This window comes from Mesorhizobium ciceri biovar biserrulae (genome assembly GCF_001618845.1).
In the GTDB taxonomy this organism is placed as follows: Bacteria; Pseudomonadota; Alphaproteobacteria; order Rhizobiales; family Rhizobiaceae; genus Mesorhizobium; species Mesorhizobium ciceri.
The window spans coordinates 5,917,217-5,932,577 of record NZ_CP015064.1 but is presented as its reverse complement, the minus strand read 5'-3'; the positions used below and the strand labels follow the sequence as shown (position 1 = coordinate 5,932,577).

The following is a 15,361-nucleotide window of genomic DNA, read 5'->3' as shown; positions in this document are numbered from 1 at the left end:
TCTGCCCTGCCGGGCATCTCCCCCTCAAGGGGGGAGATCAGCAGCTCCAATGTCTCGCCTGCCCTCAAAAGTCGAAGATTGGCGAAAGCGATGCCACAGCCAATCTCCCCCCTTGAGGGGGAGATGGCCGGCAGGCCAGAGGGGGGCGACACGGAACGCAAGCTTGCTTCCAGGATGCTGTTGGAGCTTCCGCCTACTGCGCCGCCTTGATCTCGCTGACGATCTTCGAATAGTCGCGCTGGGCGTCGCCGACGTCACGCAACTGCTCGAACTTGACGAGATCGGCCACCGGCATCGCCATGTTGGGGAATTTTGCCAGAAAATCGGCCGGCAGGCTTTCCATGGCCGGCTTGTTCGGCACCTTGTAGTCGATGTTCTGCGCCGCCCAGGCGTGGTTCTTGGCGTCGAGCATGAAGTTGATGAACTGGAAGGCGGCGTCCTTGTTGGCGGAGGCCTTCATCACCACCATCGTGTCGACCCAGAGGTCCGAACCTTCCTTGGGAATGACGTATTTGATCTCCGGCTTTTCGGCGATGCCGTAATTGCACCAGCCGTCCCAGGCCTGCACCATCAGTGCCTCGCCGGACACCAGCTTGGAATAGAAGGTGGTGTCGTCATAGGCGAGCAGGGTCTTCTTGGCCGAGATCAAGAGGTCCTTGACCTCGGCCATCTTGGCCGGGTCGGTTTCGTTGACCGAATAGCCCTTGTCGAGCTGGCCGGCGGCCAGCAGCCAGCGGTCGGTCGCCAGCATGGTGGTCTTGCCCTTCAATTCGTCGGAGGGCGCGAGCAGGTCGCTCCAGCTGGCCGGCGCGACCTTCATCAGATCCGAGCGATAGCAGAGGCCGGTGGTGCCCCAGGTGTAGGGCACCGAGAAGGCATTGCCGACATCGTGCGGCAGCTTGGCTGCTTCCGGATAGAGGTTGGCGAGGTTGGGGATCTTGGCGTGGTCGATCGGCTCGGTCAGGCCGAGCTTGTTCAGCACCTCGGCGAAGGGTGAGGAGACAAAGACCACGTCATAGCCCTTGCCGCCGGCGGCGATCAGCTTGCCCATGATCTCTTCATTGGTGGCATGCACCACCACTTCGCCCGAAACGCCGGTTGCGGTCTTGAAGGTGGCCATGGCGTCGGGTGCCATGTAGCCGTCCCAGTTCGAAATGACGAGGTCGGCAGCCGTCGCCGGCGCGGACAGCGCCAAGGCCAGGCCAAGTGCGATCGAAGATGTTTTCAGCGCACGGCGCCGCAGGCTGGTAGCGGTCATGACAGACTCCCATTCGGTTGATCGTCGAATTTCATTCGCCGGACCAACGCTTGCGACCCTTGCCGCTGCCTCGATCCTGTTCCCTCGGTCTTTTTCTCGCCGATTGTGTTGACAGTACTATTGCAGAAAAAAGTACGTCAATCCATAATTTGCCAAACGACCGAGGAAACTGGCCGATTGCGTCCGTTCGGGCGATCGGTCAAATCAATGCGGTCATCCGTTTTCCGCTGGACCAGCCATGCAAGCCGCAGCCAGACGACCCCGCACCAACCATCTTGATCTGGCGCAGCGCATCCTGGATGTGGCGCGCCAGCGCGGCTTCGAGCCCGGTGCACGCTTGCCCGAGCAGCAGATCGCGTCGCTGTGCAATGTCTCGCGCACGCCGGTGCGGGCGGCACTCGGCCTGCTCGCGGAACGGGGCGTCGTGCGCTGGGAGGCGGAGTCCGGTTATCATCTGGCCATCGACCTCACCGCGCAGGCTTCGGTCGCCACGGAATTGCCCGCTGCCGAGGAGGACGAGTTGGCCGAGGCGATCCTGCGCGACCGCTCGGCGCGGCGACTGGACCAGACGGTGACCGTCGCGGGATTGATGCGGCGCTACAGTGCCGAGCGCAAGACGGTATTAAAAGCGTTGAACAAACTGACCGAAGAGAATCTGCTGGATCGTGCGCCTGGCCAGTCCTGGCTGTTTCGGCGCACGCCCGACGATCCGGAAGCGCAAGGCGACAGCTACGAGTTCCGCTTGCTGCTCGAGCCCGCGGCCATCCTGACGCCCGGCTTCAGGCTGGACGGCGCGCGGGCGGCGACGTTGCGCCAGGCTATGGAAGCGCTGGTGACGCTGCCGGACGCCGCCTTCGACACACGCGAGTTCCAGCGGCTGGACATCGATTTTCACGGCATGCTCGCCGAGGGCAGCGCCAACCGCTTCATCGCCGACGCGCTCGCCGATCACCTCAGGCTGCGCCGGCTGCCGGGCATCTATGCCGGCGTCAACGTCTTCCGATTGCGGCAATCGCTGCGCGAACACCTTGTCATACTCGACCATCTTGAAAGCCTGCAGTATGAGGTGGCTGCCGATCTGCTTCGCATTCATCTGCGGCTGTCCCGCAACCAGCGACCGCAAGCGGCCAGCCGCGGGGCTCCCGCGCTGTTCGGCACGATCAGCCGGCCGGAATGACGAGGATTAATTGACGCGTAAAGCCAGCCCGACCATCGCGCTGTTTCCCGAAGCAAGCTTCGGCGCGGCGTTGAATTGCGTCGGCATCGCGCAGGCTCTGCGTGCGAAAGGCGCCCGGCCCGTCTTCATCTGCCATGCCGGTTTCTCCGGCGTCTTTGCCGACTATGGTTTCCAGGAATACCAGCTGCCAACCGACGAGCCGCTGAGCGAGAGCCAACGCCAGAGCTACTGGCAGGCTTTCGTGCGCCGGCACCTGCCGCATTTCAGGCTGAGCCCGATCGACCAGCTTGAGACCTATGTCGCTCCGACCTGGCAGGCCATCGTCGACACCGCGGTCAATGCCGAGGCGCCGCTGCGCCAATTGCTGGCACGGCTCAAGCCGGATGCCGTGGTGCTCGACAATGTCATCATGTTCCCGGCGATCGCCGCCGCCGGCTGTCCGTGGGTGCGCGTCGTCTCCTGCGCCGAGACCGAGCTGCCGGACGCCAATGTGCCGCCCTATCTGTCGGGGCTTGGCGTGGACGACCCGCAACGCGCGGCGTTCGAGGCCAGGTATCTGGCGGCTTGCGCGCCGGCGCATGACCGCTTCAACCGCTTCCGGGCGGATGCCGGACTGGGGCCGCTGCCGAAGGGTCAGTTCCTCGAGACGTCGCCCGATCTCAACCTGCTGCTGACGCCGACGATCGTGCGCCGCGAGCGTGCCGAGCCGCTCGACCCCGCGCGCTTCGTCTATCTCGAGGGCTGCGTGCGTTCTGAAGGGCCGTTCGAGGTGCCGGTGTTCCCGCGCAATGGCGGGCCGCTGGTCTATGTCAGCTTCGGCAGCCTGGGTGCCATGGATGTCGGCCTGATCGAGCGCATGCTGGTGGTGTTCGACAGGCTGCCGGCGCGCTTCATCGTCAATGCCGGCGGCCTGCGCGACGCTTACCGCGCGGTGCCGGACAATGTCTATCTCGACGCCTGGTTTCCGCAGCCCTCGGTGGTGGCGAAGTCGGATCTGTTCATCCATCACGGCGGCAACAACAGTTTTTGCGAAGCGCTGCGCTTCGGCGTGCCGTCGCTGATCATGCCCTATTGCTGGGATGGACACGACAACGCGCAACGCGCCGAAGAGACCGGCACCGGCGACCATATCGGCCGTGACGGCTGGACCGAAGGAGTGTTGGAGAAAGCCATTCTCGGCCTGCTGGCCGACGATGCCATGCGCGCCCGCCTCAAGGACAATGCAGCCCAAATGGCGCTGAAACCCGGAACGGATGCGGCCGCGCAAGCCATACTCTCTCTGATACGGATTTGAACGAAAATGCCTGACAACAACACGAACATCTCGCTCTCCAGCGGCAACGATGCCAAGGCCTGGCTGGCCCGGCACGGCATCAACGAAGTCGAGTGCCTGGTGCCCGACATGAACGGCGTCCTGCGCGGCAAGGCCTTGCCGACGGCCAAATTCCTCCAGGCGCTTGAAGACCGCGCGCTCTACCTGCCGAGCAGCGCTTTCCTGGTCAGCATCGACGGCCGCTATTCCGGCTCGATCGACGAGGGTTTTGCCTATTCGGATCCGGACATGCGCATGGTGCCTGATGTATCGACGCTCTGCCTGGCGCCCGGTGCCGCTCCCGGCAAGGCCTATGTCTTTGCCGATGCCTTCCATATGGACGACCGGCCCTGGATGGCCTCGCCGCGCCATGTGCTGCGCGCCGTGCTCGATCTCTACGCCAAGCGCGGCTGGCGGGCGGTGGTGGCGCCCGAGGTGGAATTCTATCTCACCGCGCCCAATCCGGATCCGGACCGGCCGCTGACCGCCCCGGTCGGCGCCAATGGCCGCGCCGAGACCGTGCAGCATCCCTACGATATGGCCGGGCTCGAGGAGTTCGAGCCGGTGATCCGCCGCATTTACGATTATGCGGCGGCGGCCGGCCTGCCGCTCGACACGCTGATCCATGAGTCGGGAACCGCGCAGTTGGAGATCAACTTCCTGCATGGCGATGCGCTGCCGCTGGCCGACAAGGTGCTGCTGTTCAAGCGGCTGACGCGCCAGGCCGCGCAGCAAAGCGGCATGCACGCCACCTTCATGGCCAAGCCGATCGCCGCACAGGCCGGCAGCTCGATGCATCTGCACATGTCGGTCATCGACGAGGCCGGCAGGACTTTGTTTGCCGGCAGCGACGATGCCGACACCGCAATGTTCGGCCACTTCATCGGCGGTCTGCAGAAATATGTCCCCGAAATCATGCCGCTGTTCGCGCCCAACGTGAACTCGTTCCGCCGCATCAGGCCGAACCACAGCGCGCCGGCCAACATCGAATGGTCGCACGACAACCGCTCCTGCGGCCTGCGCGTGCCGGCCGGCGGCCGCGCGGCGCGGCGGGTGGAGAACCGGCTTCCGGGTGCGGATTCCAATCCTTACCTGGCGATCGCCGGCTCGCTGCTTGCCGGCTATCTCGGCGTCGAGCAGAAACTGGCGCGCTCGCCCGAGGCGTCGGGCAATGCCTACAAGATCAAGAGCACGCTGCCGAAGACGATGGAGGAGGCGCTCGATCGTTTCGAGGCTTGCGGCCCGGTGCGGGAACTGCTCGGCGAGGATTTCTTCCAGACTTATCTGCGCGTAAAGAGCGTCGAGCTCGACCTGTTCCAGGGCGTGGTGACGAGCTGGGAACGCGACCACCTTCTGCTGAAGGTGTGATCATGGCTTCCAGTTCAACGGGCTTCAATTCGGGCCTCGATATCGCAAAATCCTATTATGTCGCCACCGCCAATCCGGCGCCGGACCATCCGGCGCTGGTCGGCGACGTCGACACCGACCTGGTTGTCGTCGGCGGCGGCTGCACCGGCCTGTCGGCCGCCCTTCACGCCGCCGAGCGCGGGCTGAAGGTGGTGCTGCTCGAAGGCGGCAAGATCGGCTGGGGCGCGTCGGGCCGCAATGGCGGCCAGATGATCCCCGGCCTGCGCAAGGGCGCCAAGGGACTGGTCAAGCTCTATGGGCCTGAGCGGGCAAAGGTGCTGTTCGATCTTGCGTTCGAGGCGCGCGGGCTGGTGCTCGATATCATCGAGCGCCATGCCATCGATTGCGATCTCAGGCTGACCGGCCATCTGGTCGGCGCGGTCAACGGTTCCGACCTCAAGGATCTCGAGGAAGAGGTCGAGTGCCTGGCTACGGTGATGAAGTTCCCGCACGCCGAAATCCTGTCGGCGGCGGAAGCCCGAGCCAAGGTCGACACACCCTATCATGGCGCGATGTATGAGCCGCTCGGCGGCCACATGCATCCGCTGAACTACACGCTCGGCCTTGCCCGCGCGGCGATTGCTGCCGGCGTCGTCATCCATGAGAATTCGGTGGCGGTGAAGCTGGAGCGTGAGCCTTCGATCCGGATCTCGACGGCAAAGGGATCGGTGCATGCAAAACATGTCGTGCTGGCCGGTGACGCTCTGCTCGATGGGCTGGAGCCGCGCGTCAACAGCCGCATCATGCCGGTCGGCAACTACATCGTCGCCACCGAGCCGCTGGAGGGCAAGCGCAATGTCATCCCGGCCAATGTCGCGGTGTCCGACACACGCTTCGTCGTCAACTATTACCGGATGTCGGCGGACGGCCGGCTGCTGTTCGGCGGCGGCGAGCGCTACACGCCGTCACCGCCGGCCGATATCGCCGGCTTCGTGCGGCCGCATATGGAAGCCACCTTCCCGCAACTTCAGGGCTGCCGCATCGATCACGCCTGGGGCGGGCTGGTGTCGGTGACGACATCCAGGCTGCCGCATGTCGGGCACTATGGCGAGGTCTATTTCGCGCATGGCTATTCCGGCAAGGGCGTCATCCTGTCGACGCTGTCGGGCAAGCTCCTGGCCGAAGCGATCACAGGCGACGCCTCGCGGCTCGATTTGTTCTCGACGCTGACCCCGATGCCATTCCCCGGCGGCACGGCGCTGCGCGGTCCGCTCTATGTGCTGGGCATGCTGTGGTATGCCATGCGGGATCGCATCAAGCATTGAGGGTCGGCGGGGCGGCGGCGAATTGCAAAACGCCGCGATCCTTCGCGCCCCCCTCAGTCCTGCCGGACATCTCCCCCCTCGAGGGGGGAGATTGGCAGATTGGTGGCTTCGCCCATTCCTGCGTCGTTGGAGATTGGCGAAAGCCGGCGTGACGTCCGATCTCCCCCCAAGAGGGGGAGATGCCCGGCAGGGCAGAGGGGGGCGCTGTCCCGCCGACGGTGAAGGTTGTTGGAGAAGGCCTCTTAAACCACAAAAAAATCTTCAATCCGCTGCCTGGCCTCCAGCAGCGCCGGCAGAATCTCCCGCTCCATCTCCGCGACGGAGAACCGCGCCGATTGCGTCGAGACGTTGATGGCCGCGACCGTGCGTTCTGCGCGGTCGCGGATCGGCACGGCGATCGAGCGCAGGCCGAGTTCCAGTTCCTCGTCGACGATGGCAAAGCCGTCCGCTTTCGCCTTGCCGATGGCGTTGGCTAACAAACACCTGTCGGTGATCGTCTTCGGCGTCCGTCTCTCGATCGTCGCCTGGCCGAGGAATGCGTCCAATTCCTGAGGCGTCAGACCGGCAAGCAGGATGCGTCCCATCGAGGTGCAATAGGCCGGCAGCCTGGTGCCGACATCGAGCGACACGCTGAGGATGCGGCGGCCGGGAATACGGGCGACATAGACGACATCGGCACCCGACAGGATCGCCGCCGAACAGGCCTCGTTCAGCTGTGCGGCGACCGCGCGCATGATGGGTGCGGCGAAGGCCCAGAGCGAGGCGCCGCCGAGCCAGGTGCGGGCGATCGTCAGCAAGCGTGGCGACAGCGAGAACACGCGGCCGGCTTGCGTTGCATAGCCGGTGGCGGTGAGCGTCAGCAGAAAGCGGCGGGCGCCGGCGCGGGTCAGGCCCGCTTCCTCGGCCATTTCGGTCAGCGTCATGCCCGAGGGATGCCGAGCCAGGATCTCCATGACGGCAAGGCCGCGCTCGAGCGAGCCGACATGATCACGGGAAGCGGCTTCTTCGTCCATCTCAACTCCGCGGGAACGGCATCGACGCCAGGATTGACTCCTCGCCCTCCCCCAGCGTAGAAAGTATCGCATATAAAACATATGTTCGCAATACGAACTTTTTGAACCCGGAGCCGATGCGATGGTCAAGTTCCTGCCGCTCAAACAGGCTGTTGCGGAGAATTTGAACGATGATGACACGGTCGCCTTCGAGGGTTTCACCCATCTGATCCCGACGGCGGCGGCGCATGAGGCGATCCGTCAGGGTTTTCGCGACCTGACCCTGGTCCGCATGACGCCGGACCTGATCTACGACCAGATGATCGGTATGGGCATGGCGAAGAAAATCGTCTTCTCCTATGTCGGCAATCCCGGCGTCGGCCTGCTGCGGCGCGCCCGCGACGCCATCGAGAACGGTTTCCCCAGATCGATCGAGATCGAGGAGCACAGCCATGCCGGCATGGCCAATGCCTATGAGGCGGGCGCGGCCGGTCTGCCCTGCGCGGTGTTTCGCGGCTATCGCGGTGCTGGCCTCGCGGCGGTCAATCCGAACATCAAGTCTGTCACCTGTCCGTTCACCGGCGAGGTGCTGGCGGCTGTTCCTTCGATCAGGCCTGACGTCACCTTCATCCATGCGCAGAAGGCCGACAGACAAGGCAATGTGCTGGTCGAAGGCATCATCGGCATCCAGAAGGAAGCGGTGCTGGCGGCCAAGCGAGCGGTGGTGACGGTGGAGGAAGTGGTCGACAATTTCGACGATCTGCACCCCAATCTGACCGTGCTGCCGCGCTGGACGATCGCGGCGATATCCGTCGTGCCAGGCGGCTCGCACCCGTCCTACGCACATGGCTATTATGCGCGTGACAATGCCGCCTATCTCGAATGGGACGAGATCGCCGCCGACCGTGACAAATTCCAGGCGTGGATGCAGGCCAATGTCTTGGAGAAGAGCGCCGGCGATTTCGCGGCCCGGGTCGAGCATTTGAGGAAAGCGGCATGAGCGACAATCCATTGGGTTTCACCCCCAACGAGATGATGACGATCGCCGCCAGCAGGGCGCTCAGGAATGACGATGTCTGCTTCGTCGGCATCGGCGCACCGTCCGCGGCCTGCAATGTGGCGCGGCTGACGCATGCGCCTGACATCACGCTGATCTACGAGAGCGGCACGATCGGCACCGCGCCCGATGTGCTGCCGCTGTCGATCGGCGATGGCGAATTGTGCGAGACCGCCGTCACCACCGTCGCGGTGCCGGAGATGTTCCGCTACTGGCTGCAGGGTGGCCGCATCTCGATCGGTTTTTTGGGGGCGGCCCAGCTCGACAAGTTCGGCAACATCAACACCACCGTCATCGGCAACTATTTCCATCCCAAGACCAGACTGCCCGGCGGCGGCGGCGCGCCGGAGATCGCGACCTCGTCGAAGCAGATCTACATCACAATGGCGCAGACCAAGCGCGGCATGGTCGAGAAGATCGACTTCTTCACCTCCTTCGGCCATGGCGAGGGTGGCGATCATCGCAAGCGGCTTGGCATCGACACATCAGGTCCGACCTTGCTGATCACCGATCTCGCCATCTGGAAGCCGGATCCGGTGACCAAGGAATTCACCGTCGTGTCGTTGCATCCGGGCGTCACCCGCCAGCAGGTGCAGGAGAGCTGTGGCTGGGTGGTAAAGTTCGCGGAGGCGCTTGACGAAACACCGGCGCCAAGCGAACTCGAATTGAAGACATTGCGCGACCTGCAGGCCCGCACCAAGGCGGCGCATGAGGGAACCGGAAAAGCAAAGGCTGCATGACATGGCCGAGGCCTATATCTGCGACTACATCCGCACGCCGATCGGCCGCTTCGGCGGTTCGCTGTCTTCGGTACGATCGGACGATCTAGGCGCCATTCCGCTGAGGGCACTGGTTGAGCGCAATGCCGGCATCGACTGGCAGGCGATCGACGATGTCGTCTATGGCTGCGCCAACCAGGCCGGCGAGGACAATCGCAACGTAGCGCGCATGGCGCTGCTGCTGGCAGGGCTGCCAAAGGAGGTCCCGGGCTCGACCGTCAATCGCCTGTGCGGCTCCGGCATGGATGCGCTGACCATTGCCGCCCGAGCCATCAAGGCCGGCGAGGCGGAGCTGATGATCGCGGGCGGCGTCGAATCGATGAGCCGGGCACCCTTCGTCATGCCCAAGGCCGACACGGCGTTCTCGCGCAATGCCGAGATTTACGACACCACCATCGGCTGGCGCTTCGTCAACCCGCTGATGAAGAAGCAGTATGGCGTCGATTCCATGCCGGAAACCGGCGAGAACGTCGCCGAGGATTTTTCGGTGTCGCGGGCCGACCAGGACGCCTTCGCAGTGCGCAGCCAGAACAAGGCCGTCGCCGCACAAGCCAATGGAAGATTGGCGAAGGAGATCACCCCAGTGACCATCCTGCAGCGCAAGGGCGATGCGCTCATTGTCAGCAAGGATGAACACCCCCGCGCGGGCTCAACGGTCGAGGCGCTGGCCAAGCTGCCGACGCCGTTCCGGCAGGGCGGCACGGTGACGGCCGGCAACGCCTCCGGCGTCAATGACGGCGCGGCGGTGCTGATCGTTGCCTCCGAGGCGGCGGTAAAAAAGTATGGGCTGACGCCGATCGCCCGCATCGTCGGCGGGGCTGCCGCCGGCGTGGCGCCGCGCATCATGGGCATCGGCCCGGTGCCGGCGACGCAAAAACTCTGCGCGCGGCTTGGCCTGACGCCAAAACAGTTCGACGTCATCGAGCTCAACGAAGCCTTTGCCTCGCAAGGCATCGCCGTGCTGCGCCAGCTCGGCATTGCCGAGGACGCCGAACACGTCAACCCGAATGGCGGCGCCATCGCGCTCGGCCATCCCCTGGGCATGTCGGGCGCCCGCATATCCGGCACGGCGGCGCTGGAGCTTCGCGAGCGCGGCGGCCGGTATGCGCTTGCCACCATGTGCATCGGCGTCGGCCAGGGCATCGCGATCGCGCTGGAACGGGTCTGATCGGCAAGTCTCTCCGGCTAACTTCGAGAATCCGGTGCGGTCAAATTTGACCACGTGGACAAAAGTCCGGACCCGTTCCATAGTTCCTCGTCTGATTTTTAGAACAGCCGGCTCGACACGGCTGTCGAACAGAGGGGAATACAATGGAAAACCGAAAGAACAGATTTCAATCCGCACGCGAAGGGCTTTCGCGACGCAATGTGCTGGAGTTGGGCGCGCTTGGCCTGGCTGCGGCAATGCTGCCGGGCGCTGCCTTCGGCAAGGACAAGAAACTGAAGGTGGCGGCGATCTTCGCCACGCCGATCGAGGAGCCATGGGACAACCAGATCCATGTCGCCCTGCAGAAGGCCGAGAAGGAACTCGGCATCGAATACAAATGGTCGGAGAAGGTGCAGACCGCCGATTTCAGCCGCGTCATGCGCGAATACGCGCAAGGCGGCTACCAGCTGGTGCTGGGTGATGCCTTCGCCGCCGAACGTGAATCGCGCCGCACCGCCAAGCAGTTCCCGAAGACCGCCTGGCTGTTCGGCTCGGGTGCCGGGCCGGCGGAACCGAATTTCGGCGTTTTCGACAACTGGATCCATGAACCCGCCTATCTCTCAGGCATGATCGCCGGCAAGATGTCGAAGTCGGGCACGATCGGCGCCGTCGCGGCGATGGGCATTCCGGAAGTGAACCGGCTGGTCAACGCCTTCTTCGCCGGCGCCAAGGAGGTCAACCCGAACATCAAGAAGAAGGTCGCCTTCATCGGCTCGTTCTTCGATCCGCCCAAGGCCAAGGAAGCGGCGGTCGCGCAGATCGACGCCGGCGTCGACGTCATCTATGCCGAGCGCTTCGGTGTCATCGAAGCGGCGGTCGACAAGAAGATCCTTGCCATCTCCAACATGTCCGACCAGTCGAGTCTCGGCCCGGATACGGTCATCACCGGCCCGGTCTGGGACATGTATCCGACGGTCGAACAGGCGATCAAGCTGGTCAAGGCCGGCGTCTTCACCGCGCAGGATTATGGTGACTTCTCGCGCATGGCCAAGGGCGGCTCGCATCTGGCGCCTTACCACAAGTTCGACAAGACGCTGCCGGCTGATGTGAAGGAGCTGGTCGAAAAGAAGAAAGCCGAGATCCTCGAAGGCAATTTCCGCGTCGACGTGGACGAGAACACGCCGGTTTCGGATTGAGTTCTGGTTTGAGGGGCTGGCGCTAGGCGCCCCCCTCTGTCCTGCCGGACATCTCCCCCTCAAGGAGGGAGATTAGCAGTTTCGGCGACGCGCTGTTCTTTCAAGAAAATTGGCGAAAGCCGATATGACATCCAATCTCCCCCTTGAGGGGGAGATGGCCGGCAGGCCAGAGGGGGGTGCAGCGCATTCCTCTCAATCAAAGTTGAATCGCAAAGCCCGTCCGTTCAGGAGCCCCCTTGTCCGCCCCCCTCATCGAAATGCGCGGCATCACCAAGAGCTTCGGCGCCGTCAAGGCGAACGAGGCCGTTGATCTCAGCGTCGCGCCCGGCGAAATCCTCGGGTTGCTGGGCGAGAACGGCGCCGGCAAGACGACGCTGATGAATGTGCTGTTCGGCGCCTATGCGCCCGACGCCGGCGAGATTCTCATCCAGGGCAGGCCGGTGCGGATCACAAGTTCCGCCGATGCGCTAGCCGCCGGCATCGGCATGGTGCACCAGCATTTTCATCTGGCGCCAAGGCTGACGGTGCTGGAGAACCTGCTGATAGGCATTCCCGGCAAGACAGGGCGGATCGACCGCGCCGGCGGGCTGGCGCGGCTGGCCGAGATCGGCCGCCAGCATGGGCTGACGCTTGATCCCGATCTTCCGGTCTCGGCGCTGTCGGTCGGCGAGCAGCAGCGGCTCGAAATCGTCAAGGCACTGTTTCGCGGCGCCAGGCTCTTGATCCTCGACGAGCCGACGGCGGTGCTGGCGCCGAGCGAGGTCGACGGGCTGTTTTCGGCGTTGCGGTCGATGGCGGCGCAAGGGCTCGGCATCATCTTCATCTCGCACAAGCTCAACGAGGTGCGGGCACTGACGCATCGCTGCACAGTGCTGCGGCATGGGCGCGTCGCCGGCCGCGTCGACGATCCCGCCAACACGACATCGTCCGCAATGGCGCAACTGATGTGCGGCCATGAGATCGTGCCGCCGGCGCGGGGACCATCGACGCCGGGTGCTGCGGTGCTGATCCTCGACGGCATTTCCACCTCGCGTCATTCGGGTACGGCGCTGCGCGACGTGTCGCTTGCCGTGCGTGCAGGCGAAATCCTCGGCATTGCCGGCGTGTCGGGCAATGGCCAGCGCGCACTGGCGGAGGTCATCTCCGGCGTGCGCGTACCTGACGCCGGCCGGATGACGATCGCCGGCCAGAAAGTCTCACGCTTTTCGCCCCGCGAGGTGCAGGCGCTCGGTCTCGGCCGTATCCCGGAAGACCGTATGACGACGGGGCTGGTTACCAACCTGCCGCTCGCGGATTCGATGGTGTTGCCGCGCATCGGCACCGCCGCGTTCAGCAGCAAGGGCCTGCTCAAGCCGGATACGATCCGCGCCTTCGCGGAAGAGCAGATCAAGGCCTATGATATAAGGTGCCCCGGGCCGATGACCCGCGCGGGAGCGCTGTCCGGCGGCAATCTGCAGAAGGCGCTCTTGGCACGCGAACTGGCCTTCGACCCGAAGGTTCTGATCGTCTCGCAACCGACGCGCGGGCTCGATATCGGCGCGGCGCGTTTCATCCACGAAAAGTTCCTCGACATGCGGGCCAAGGGCTGCGGCATCATCGTCATCGGCGAGGATCTGGAAGAGCTGCTGGTGCTCTGCGATCGCATCGCGGTGATGTATGAGGGCCGCATTGTCGGCACGCTCGACAGCGCCGATGCAACGATCGCACAGCTCGGCCTGATGATGACCGGGGCGGAGGGGCACAGCTGATGTTTCGCCTGGAAGTCCGCACCTCCACGCCGGCCTGGTTCAACCTCGCTTTGCCGCTGCTGGCTATCGGCGCGACGCTTGTCCTGTGCAGCGGCCTGATCGCGCTGGCCGGCGCCGGCGTGCTCGACGCGTATGGCGTGATGTTCACGGCCTCGCTGGGCGACAGCTATGCGATCACCGAAACGATGGTGCGCGCCGCGCCGATGATCTTCACCGGACTGGCGGTGGCGGTCGCCTTCCGGGCAAAATTCTGGAACATCGGCGCCGAGGGTCAATTGCTGGCCGGCGCGGTGGCCAGCTGCTTTGTCGGCGCCATCCCGATGCCGGGACCGCTCGCTATGGTGTTGATGGCGGTCGCAGGCGCTGCGGCCGGGGCCGCGGTCGCGCTGGTGCCGGCGACCCTCAGGGTAAAATTCAAGGTCGACGATGTCGTCAGTTCGCTGCTGCTCAACTCGGTCATCTACTACGCGCTGATGGCGCTGATCGAAGGACCGTGGAAGGACTCCTTCAGCGGCTATCCGATCTCGCCGCCGATAGAGGATTCGGCCAATTTCCCTGTGCTGATGGAAGGTACAAGGCTGCATCTCGGCGTTATCGTGGCGCTGCTGGCGGCACCGCTGATCTGGTTCCTGATCGTGCGCACCACGCTCGGCTTCAGGATAAGGGTCACCGGCGAAAACCCGGAAGCGGCCAGATATGGCGGCATCCATGTCGAGCGCGTGCTGATCTCGACAGCGCTGCTGTCCGGCGCGCTGGCCGGACTGGCCGGCGTCGGCGAGGTCGGCGGCGTGCATTTCCAGGTGATGAGCGACATCTCGCCGGGCTACGGCTATTCCGGCATCGTCGTTGCCATGCTGGCGCGGCTCAACCCGCTTGGCGTCGTGCCGGCGGCGATCTTCCTTGCCGCCGTGATGACCGGCGCCGAGGCGATGTCGCGGGCGACCGGCGTGCCGGCCTTCCTCAGCGATGTCATCCAGGGCACCGCACTGCTCGCCATGCTGGTGGCGCTGCTGTTCACCGCCTATCGCATCCGCCGCGTCGGGGTTGCCCGATGAGCGCGGTGTTCGAACAGATCTTCCAGGTCGGCTTTCTGGCCGCGATCATCCGCATCGCCACGCCGCTGGCTTTTGCAACGCTGGGCGAAATGTTCTCGGAACGGGCAGGCGTGCTCAATCTCGGCATCGAAGGCATCATGCTTTTGTCGGCGATGACAGGCTTCACCGCTGCCAGCCTCAGCGGCAGCCTGTGGCTCGGCGTGCTGGCGGCGGTGCTGACCGGCATGCTGATGGGTGCGCTGCATGCGTTGTTCACGGTGGTGCTCGGCCTCAGCCAGCATGTCTGCGGCATCGGCGTGACGCTGTTCTCGTCGGGCCTTGCCTATTTCCTCTACCGGCTGATCTTCGGCCAGCAGTCTGTGCCGCCCAACATCAATGGTTTTCATACGCTGCCGATCCCGCTGCTGTCTGATATTCCGGTGATTGGGCCGGCGGTGTTCAACCAGTTCGCGCTGGTCTACATGGCGATCCTAGCCATCCCGCTTGCCGCCTTCGTGCTCTACCGTACGCCCTGGGGCCTATCGGTGCGCATGGTCGGCGAGAACCCGCGCGCCGCCGATTCCGCCGGTGTCAGCGTCATTGCTACCCGCTTCCAGGCGGTCATTCTCGGCGGGGCGCTGATGGGACTGGCCGGCGCTTTCCTGTCGATGGCGCAGTTCAACGCCTTCACCTTCGGCGTGGTGTCGGGGCGCGGCTGGGTGGCCATCGCGCTGGTCGTCTTCGGCCGCTGGGATCCATGGCGCTCGGCGGGTGCGGCACTTCTGTTCGCCTTCGTCGATGCCTTGCAGCTGCGAATGCAGGCGAGCGGGCTCGGACACATCCCCTACGAGGCGTTCCTGATGCTGCCGTTCATCTTCACCATCGTCGCCATGGCTGTGATGTCGCGCAACGCGGTGGCACCGTCGGCGCTGCTCAAGCCATTTCGCAGGGAGGAGCGTTAGCAAGCAGGGCTTGGTGCCATTTCCTCT

The 15,361-nt window shown here is 64.4% G+C and carries 13 protein-coding genes; 11 read left to right on the top strand and 2 right to left on the bottom strand.

Annotated elements, in window-relative coordinates; genetic code table 11:
- Nucleotides 1-193 precede the first annotated feature (193 nt).
- Nucleotides 194-1,258, bottom strand: coding sequence for a polyamine ABC transporter substrate-binding protein (locus A4R29_RS28000; protein WP_024504740.1), 1,065 nt, complete (start codon nucleotides 1,256-1,258; stop codon nucleotides 194-196).
- 238 nt (nucleotides 1,259-1,496) lie between these two features.
- Here A4R29_RS28000 and A4R29_RS27995 point away from each other — a divergent pair, with 238 nt between their 5' ends.
- The 4 genes from A4R29_RS27995 to A4R29_RS27980 are packed head-to-tail and all read left to right on the top strand — an operon-like array spanning nucleotide 1,497 to nucleotide 6,419.
- Nucleotides 1,497-2,435, top strand: coding sequence for a GntR family transcriptional regulator (locus A4R29_RS27995; protein ID WP_063169494.1), 939 nt, complete (start codon nucleotides 1,497-1,499; stop codon nucleotides 2,433-2,435).
- A gap of 10 nt (nucleotides 2,436-2,445) precedes the next feature.
- Entirely contained in the window at nucleotides 2,446-3,729 is a 1,284-nt protein-coding gene (locus A4R29_RS27990) for a nucleotide disphospho-sugar-binding domain-containing protein (RefSeq protein ID WP_013528948.1), read from the top strand.
- Between the two features lie 6 nt (nucleotides 3,730-3,735).
- Nucleotides 3,736-5,115: a glutamine synthetase family protein gene (locus A4R29_RS27985; protein ID WP_027163029.1), complete on the top strand. Its 1,380-nt coding sequence runs from the start codon at nucleotides 3,736-3,738 to the stop codon at nucleotides 5,113-5,115.
- Nucleotides 5,116-5,117: 2 nt separating this feature from the next.
- Nucleotides 5,118-6,419, top strand: coding sequence for an NAD(P)/FAD-dependent oxidoreductase (locus A4R29_RS27980; protein WP_027163028.1), 1,302 nt, complete (start codon nucleotides 5,118-5,120; stop codon nucleotides 6,417-6,419).
- 242 nt (nucleotides 6,420-6,661) lie between these two features.
- On the opposite strand, the gene A4R29_RS27975 is transcribed toward A4R29_RS27980, so the two are convergent.
- A complete protein-coding gene (locus tag A4R29_RS27975) occupies nucleotides 6,662-7,432 on the bottom strand; it encodes an IclR family transcriptional regulator domain-containing protein (RefSeq protein ID WP_027163027.1) in 771 nt (256 codons plus the stop codon).
- 121 nt (nucleotides 7,433-7,553) lie between these two features.
- Between A4R29_RS27975 and A4R29_RS27970 the strand changes: the two genes are divergently transcribed.
- The 7 genes from A4R29_RS27970 (at nucleotide 7,554) to A4R29_RS27940 (ending at nucleotide 15,334) form a co-directional block, all read left to right on the top strand.
- The gene (locus tag A4R29_RS27970) at nucleotides 7,554-8,411 is read left to right on the top strand and encodes a CoA transferase subunit A (RefSeq protein WP_063173322.1); all 858 of its coding nucleotides are present in this window, start codon (nucleotides 7,554-7,556) and stop codon (nucleotides 8,409-8,411) included.
- Nucleotides 8,408-9,208: a CoA-transferase subunit beta gene (locus tag A4R29_RS27965; RefSeq protein WP_063173321.1), complete on the top strand. Its 801-nt coding sequence runs from the start codon at nucleotides 8,408-8,410 to the stop codon at nucleotides 9,206-9,208. The genes A4R29_RS27970 and A4R29_RS27965 overlap by 4 nt, the downstream gene beginning before the upstream one ends.
- A 1-nt stretch (nucleotide 9,209) precedes the next feature.
- The gene (gene pcaF / locus A4R29_RS27960) at nucleotides 9,210-10,415 is read left to right on the top strand and encodes a 3-oxoadipyl-CoA thiolase (protein WP_024504734.1); all 1,206 of its coding nucleotides are present in this window, start codon (nucleotides 9,210-9,212) and stop codon (nucleotides 10,413-10,415) included.
- Nucleotides 10,416-10,558: 143 nt separating this feature from the next.
- Nucleotides 10,559-11,590 carry a BMP family protein gene (locus A4R29_RS27955; protein ID WP_013528955.1) on the top strand — a complete coding sequence of 344 codons (1,032 nt, stop codon included), beginning with the start codon at nucleotides 10,559-10,561 and terminating at the stop codon, nucleotides 11,588-11,590.
- A 236-nt stretch (nucleotides 11,591-11,826) separates the two neighbouring features.
- Entirely contained in the window at nucleotides 11,827-13,338 is a 1,512-nt protein-coding gene (locus tag A4R29_RS27950) for an ABC transporter ATP-binding protein (RefSeq protein WP_063173320.1), read from the top strand.
- The gene (locus A4R29_RS27945; RefSeq protein ID WP_027163023.1) at nucleotides 13,338-14,393 is read left to right on the top strand and encodes an ABC transporter permease; all 1,056 of its coding nucleotides are present in this window, start codon (nucleotides 13,338-13,340) and stop codon (nucleotides 14,391-14,393) included. The genes A4R29_RS27950 and A4R29_RS27945 overlap by 1 nt, the downstream gene beginning before the upstream one ends.
- Complete coding sequence (locus tag A4R29_RS27940; protein ID WP_063173319.1) at nucleotides 14,390-15,334, top strand: ABC transporter permease; 945 nt, start codon at nucleotides 14,390-14,392, stop codon at nucleotides 15,332-15,334. The genes A4R29_RS27945 and A4R29_RS27940 overlap by 4 nt, the downstream gene beginning before the upstream one ends.
- Nucleotides 15,335-15,361: the final 27 nt, after the last annotated feature.

What these genes read in the sequence shown, in the direction of transcription:
- A4R29_RS27980 (WP_027163028.1), top strand. Translation starts at nt 5,118, where the DNA reads ATGGCTTCCAGTTCAACGGGCTTCAATTCGGGCCTCGATATCGCAAAA.
- A4R29_RS28000 (WP_024504740.1), bottom strand. Translation starts at nt 1,258, where the DNA reads ATGACCGCTACCAGCCTGCGGCGCCGTGCGCTGAAAACATCTTCGATC.
- A4R29_RS27945 (WP_027163023.1), top strand. Translation starts at nt 13,338, where the DNA reads ATGTTTCGCCTGGAAGTCCGCACCTCCACGCCGGCCTGGTTCAACCTC.
- A4R29_RS27955 (WP_013528955.1), top strand. Translation starts at nt 10,559, where the DNA reads ATGGAAAACCGAAAGAACAGATTTCAATCCGCACGCGAAGGGCTTTCG.
- A4R29_RS27970 (WP_063173322.1), top strand. Translation starts at nt 7,554, where the DNA reads ATGGTCAAGTTCCTGCCGCTCAAACAGGCTGTTGCGGAGAATTTGAAC.
- A4R29_RS27995 (WP_063169494.1), top strand. Translation starts at nt 1,497, where the DNA reads ATGCAAGCCGCAGCCAGACGACCCCGCACCAACCATCTTGATCTGGCG.
- A4R29_RS27985 (WP_027163029.1), top strand. Translation starts at nt 3,736, where the DNA reads ATGCCTGACAACAACACGAACATCTCGCTCTCCAGCGGCAACGATGCC.
- A4R29_RS27975 (WP_027163027.1), bottom strand. Translation starts at nt 7,432, where the DNA reads ATGGACGAAGAAGCCGCTTCCCGTGATCATGTCGGCTCGCTCGAGCGC.
- A4R29_RS27940 (WP_063173319.1), top strand. Translation starts at nt 14,390, where the DNA reads ATGAGCGCGGTGTTCGAACAGATCTTCCAGGTCGGCTTTCTGGCCGCG.
- A4R29_RS27965 (WP_063173321.1), top strand. Translation starts at nt 8,408, where the DNA reads ATGAGCGACAATCCATTGGGTTTCACCCCCAACGAGATGATGACGATC.
- pcaF (WP_024504734.1), top strand. Translation starts at nt 9,210, where the DNA reads ATGGCCGAGGCCTATATCTGCGACTACATCCGCACGCCGATCGGCCGC.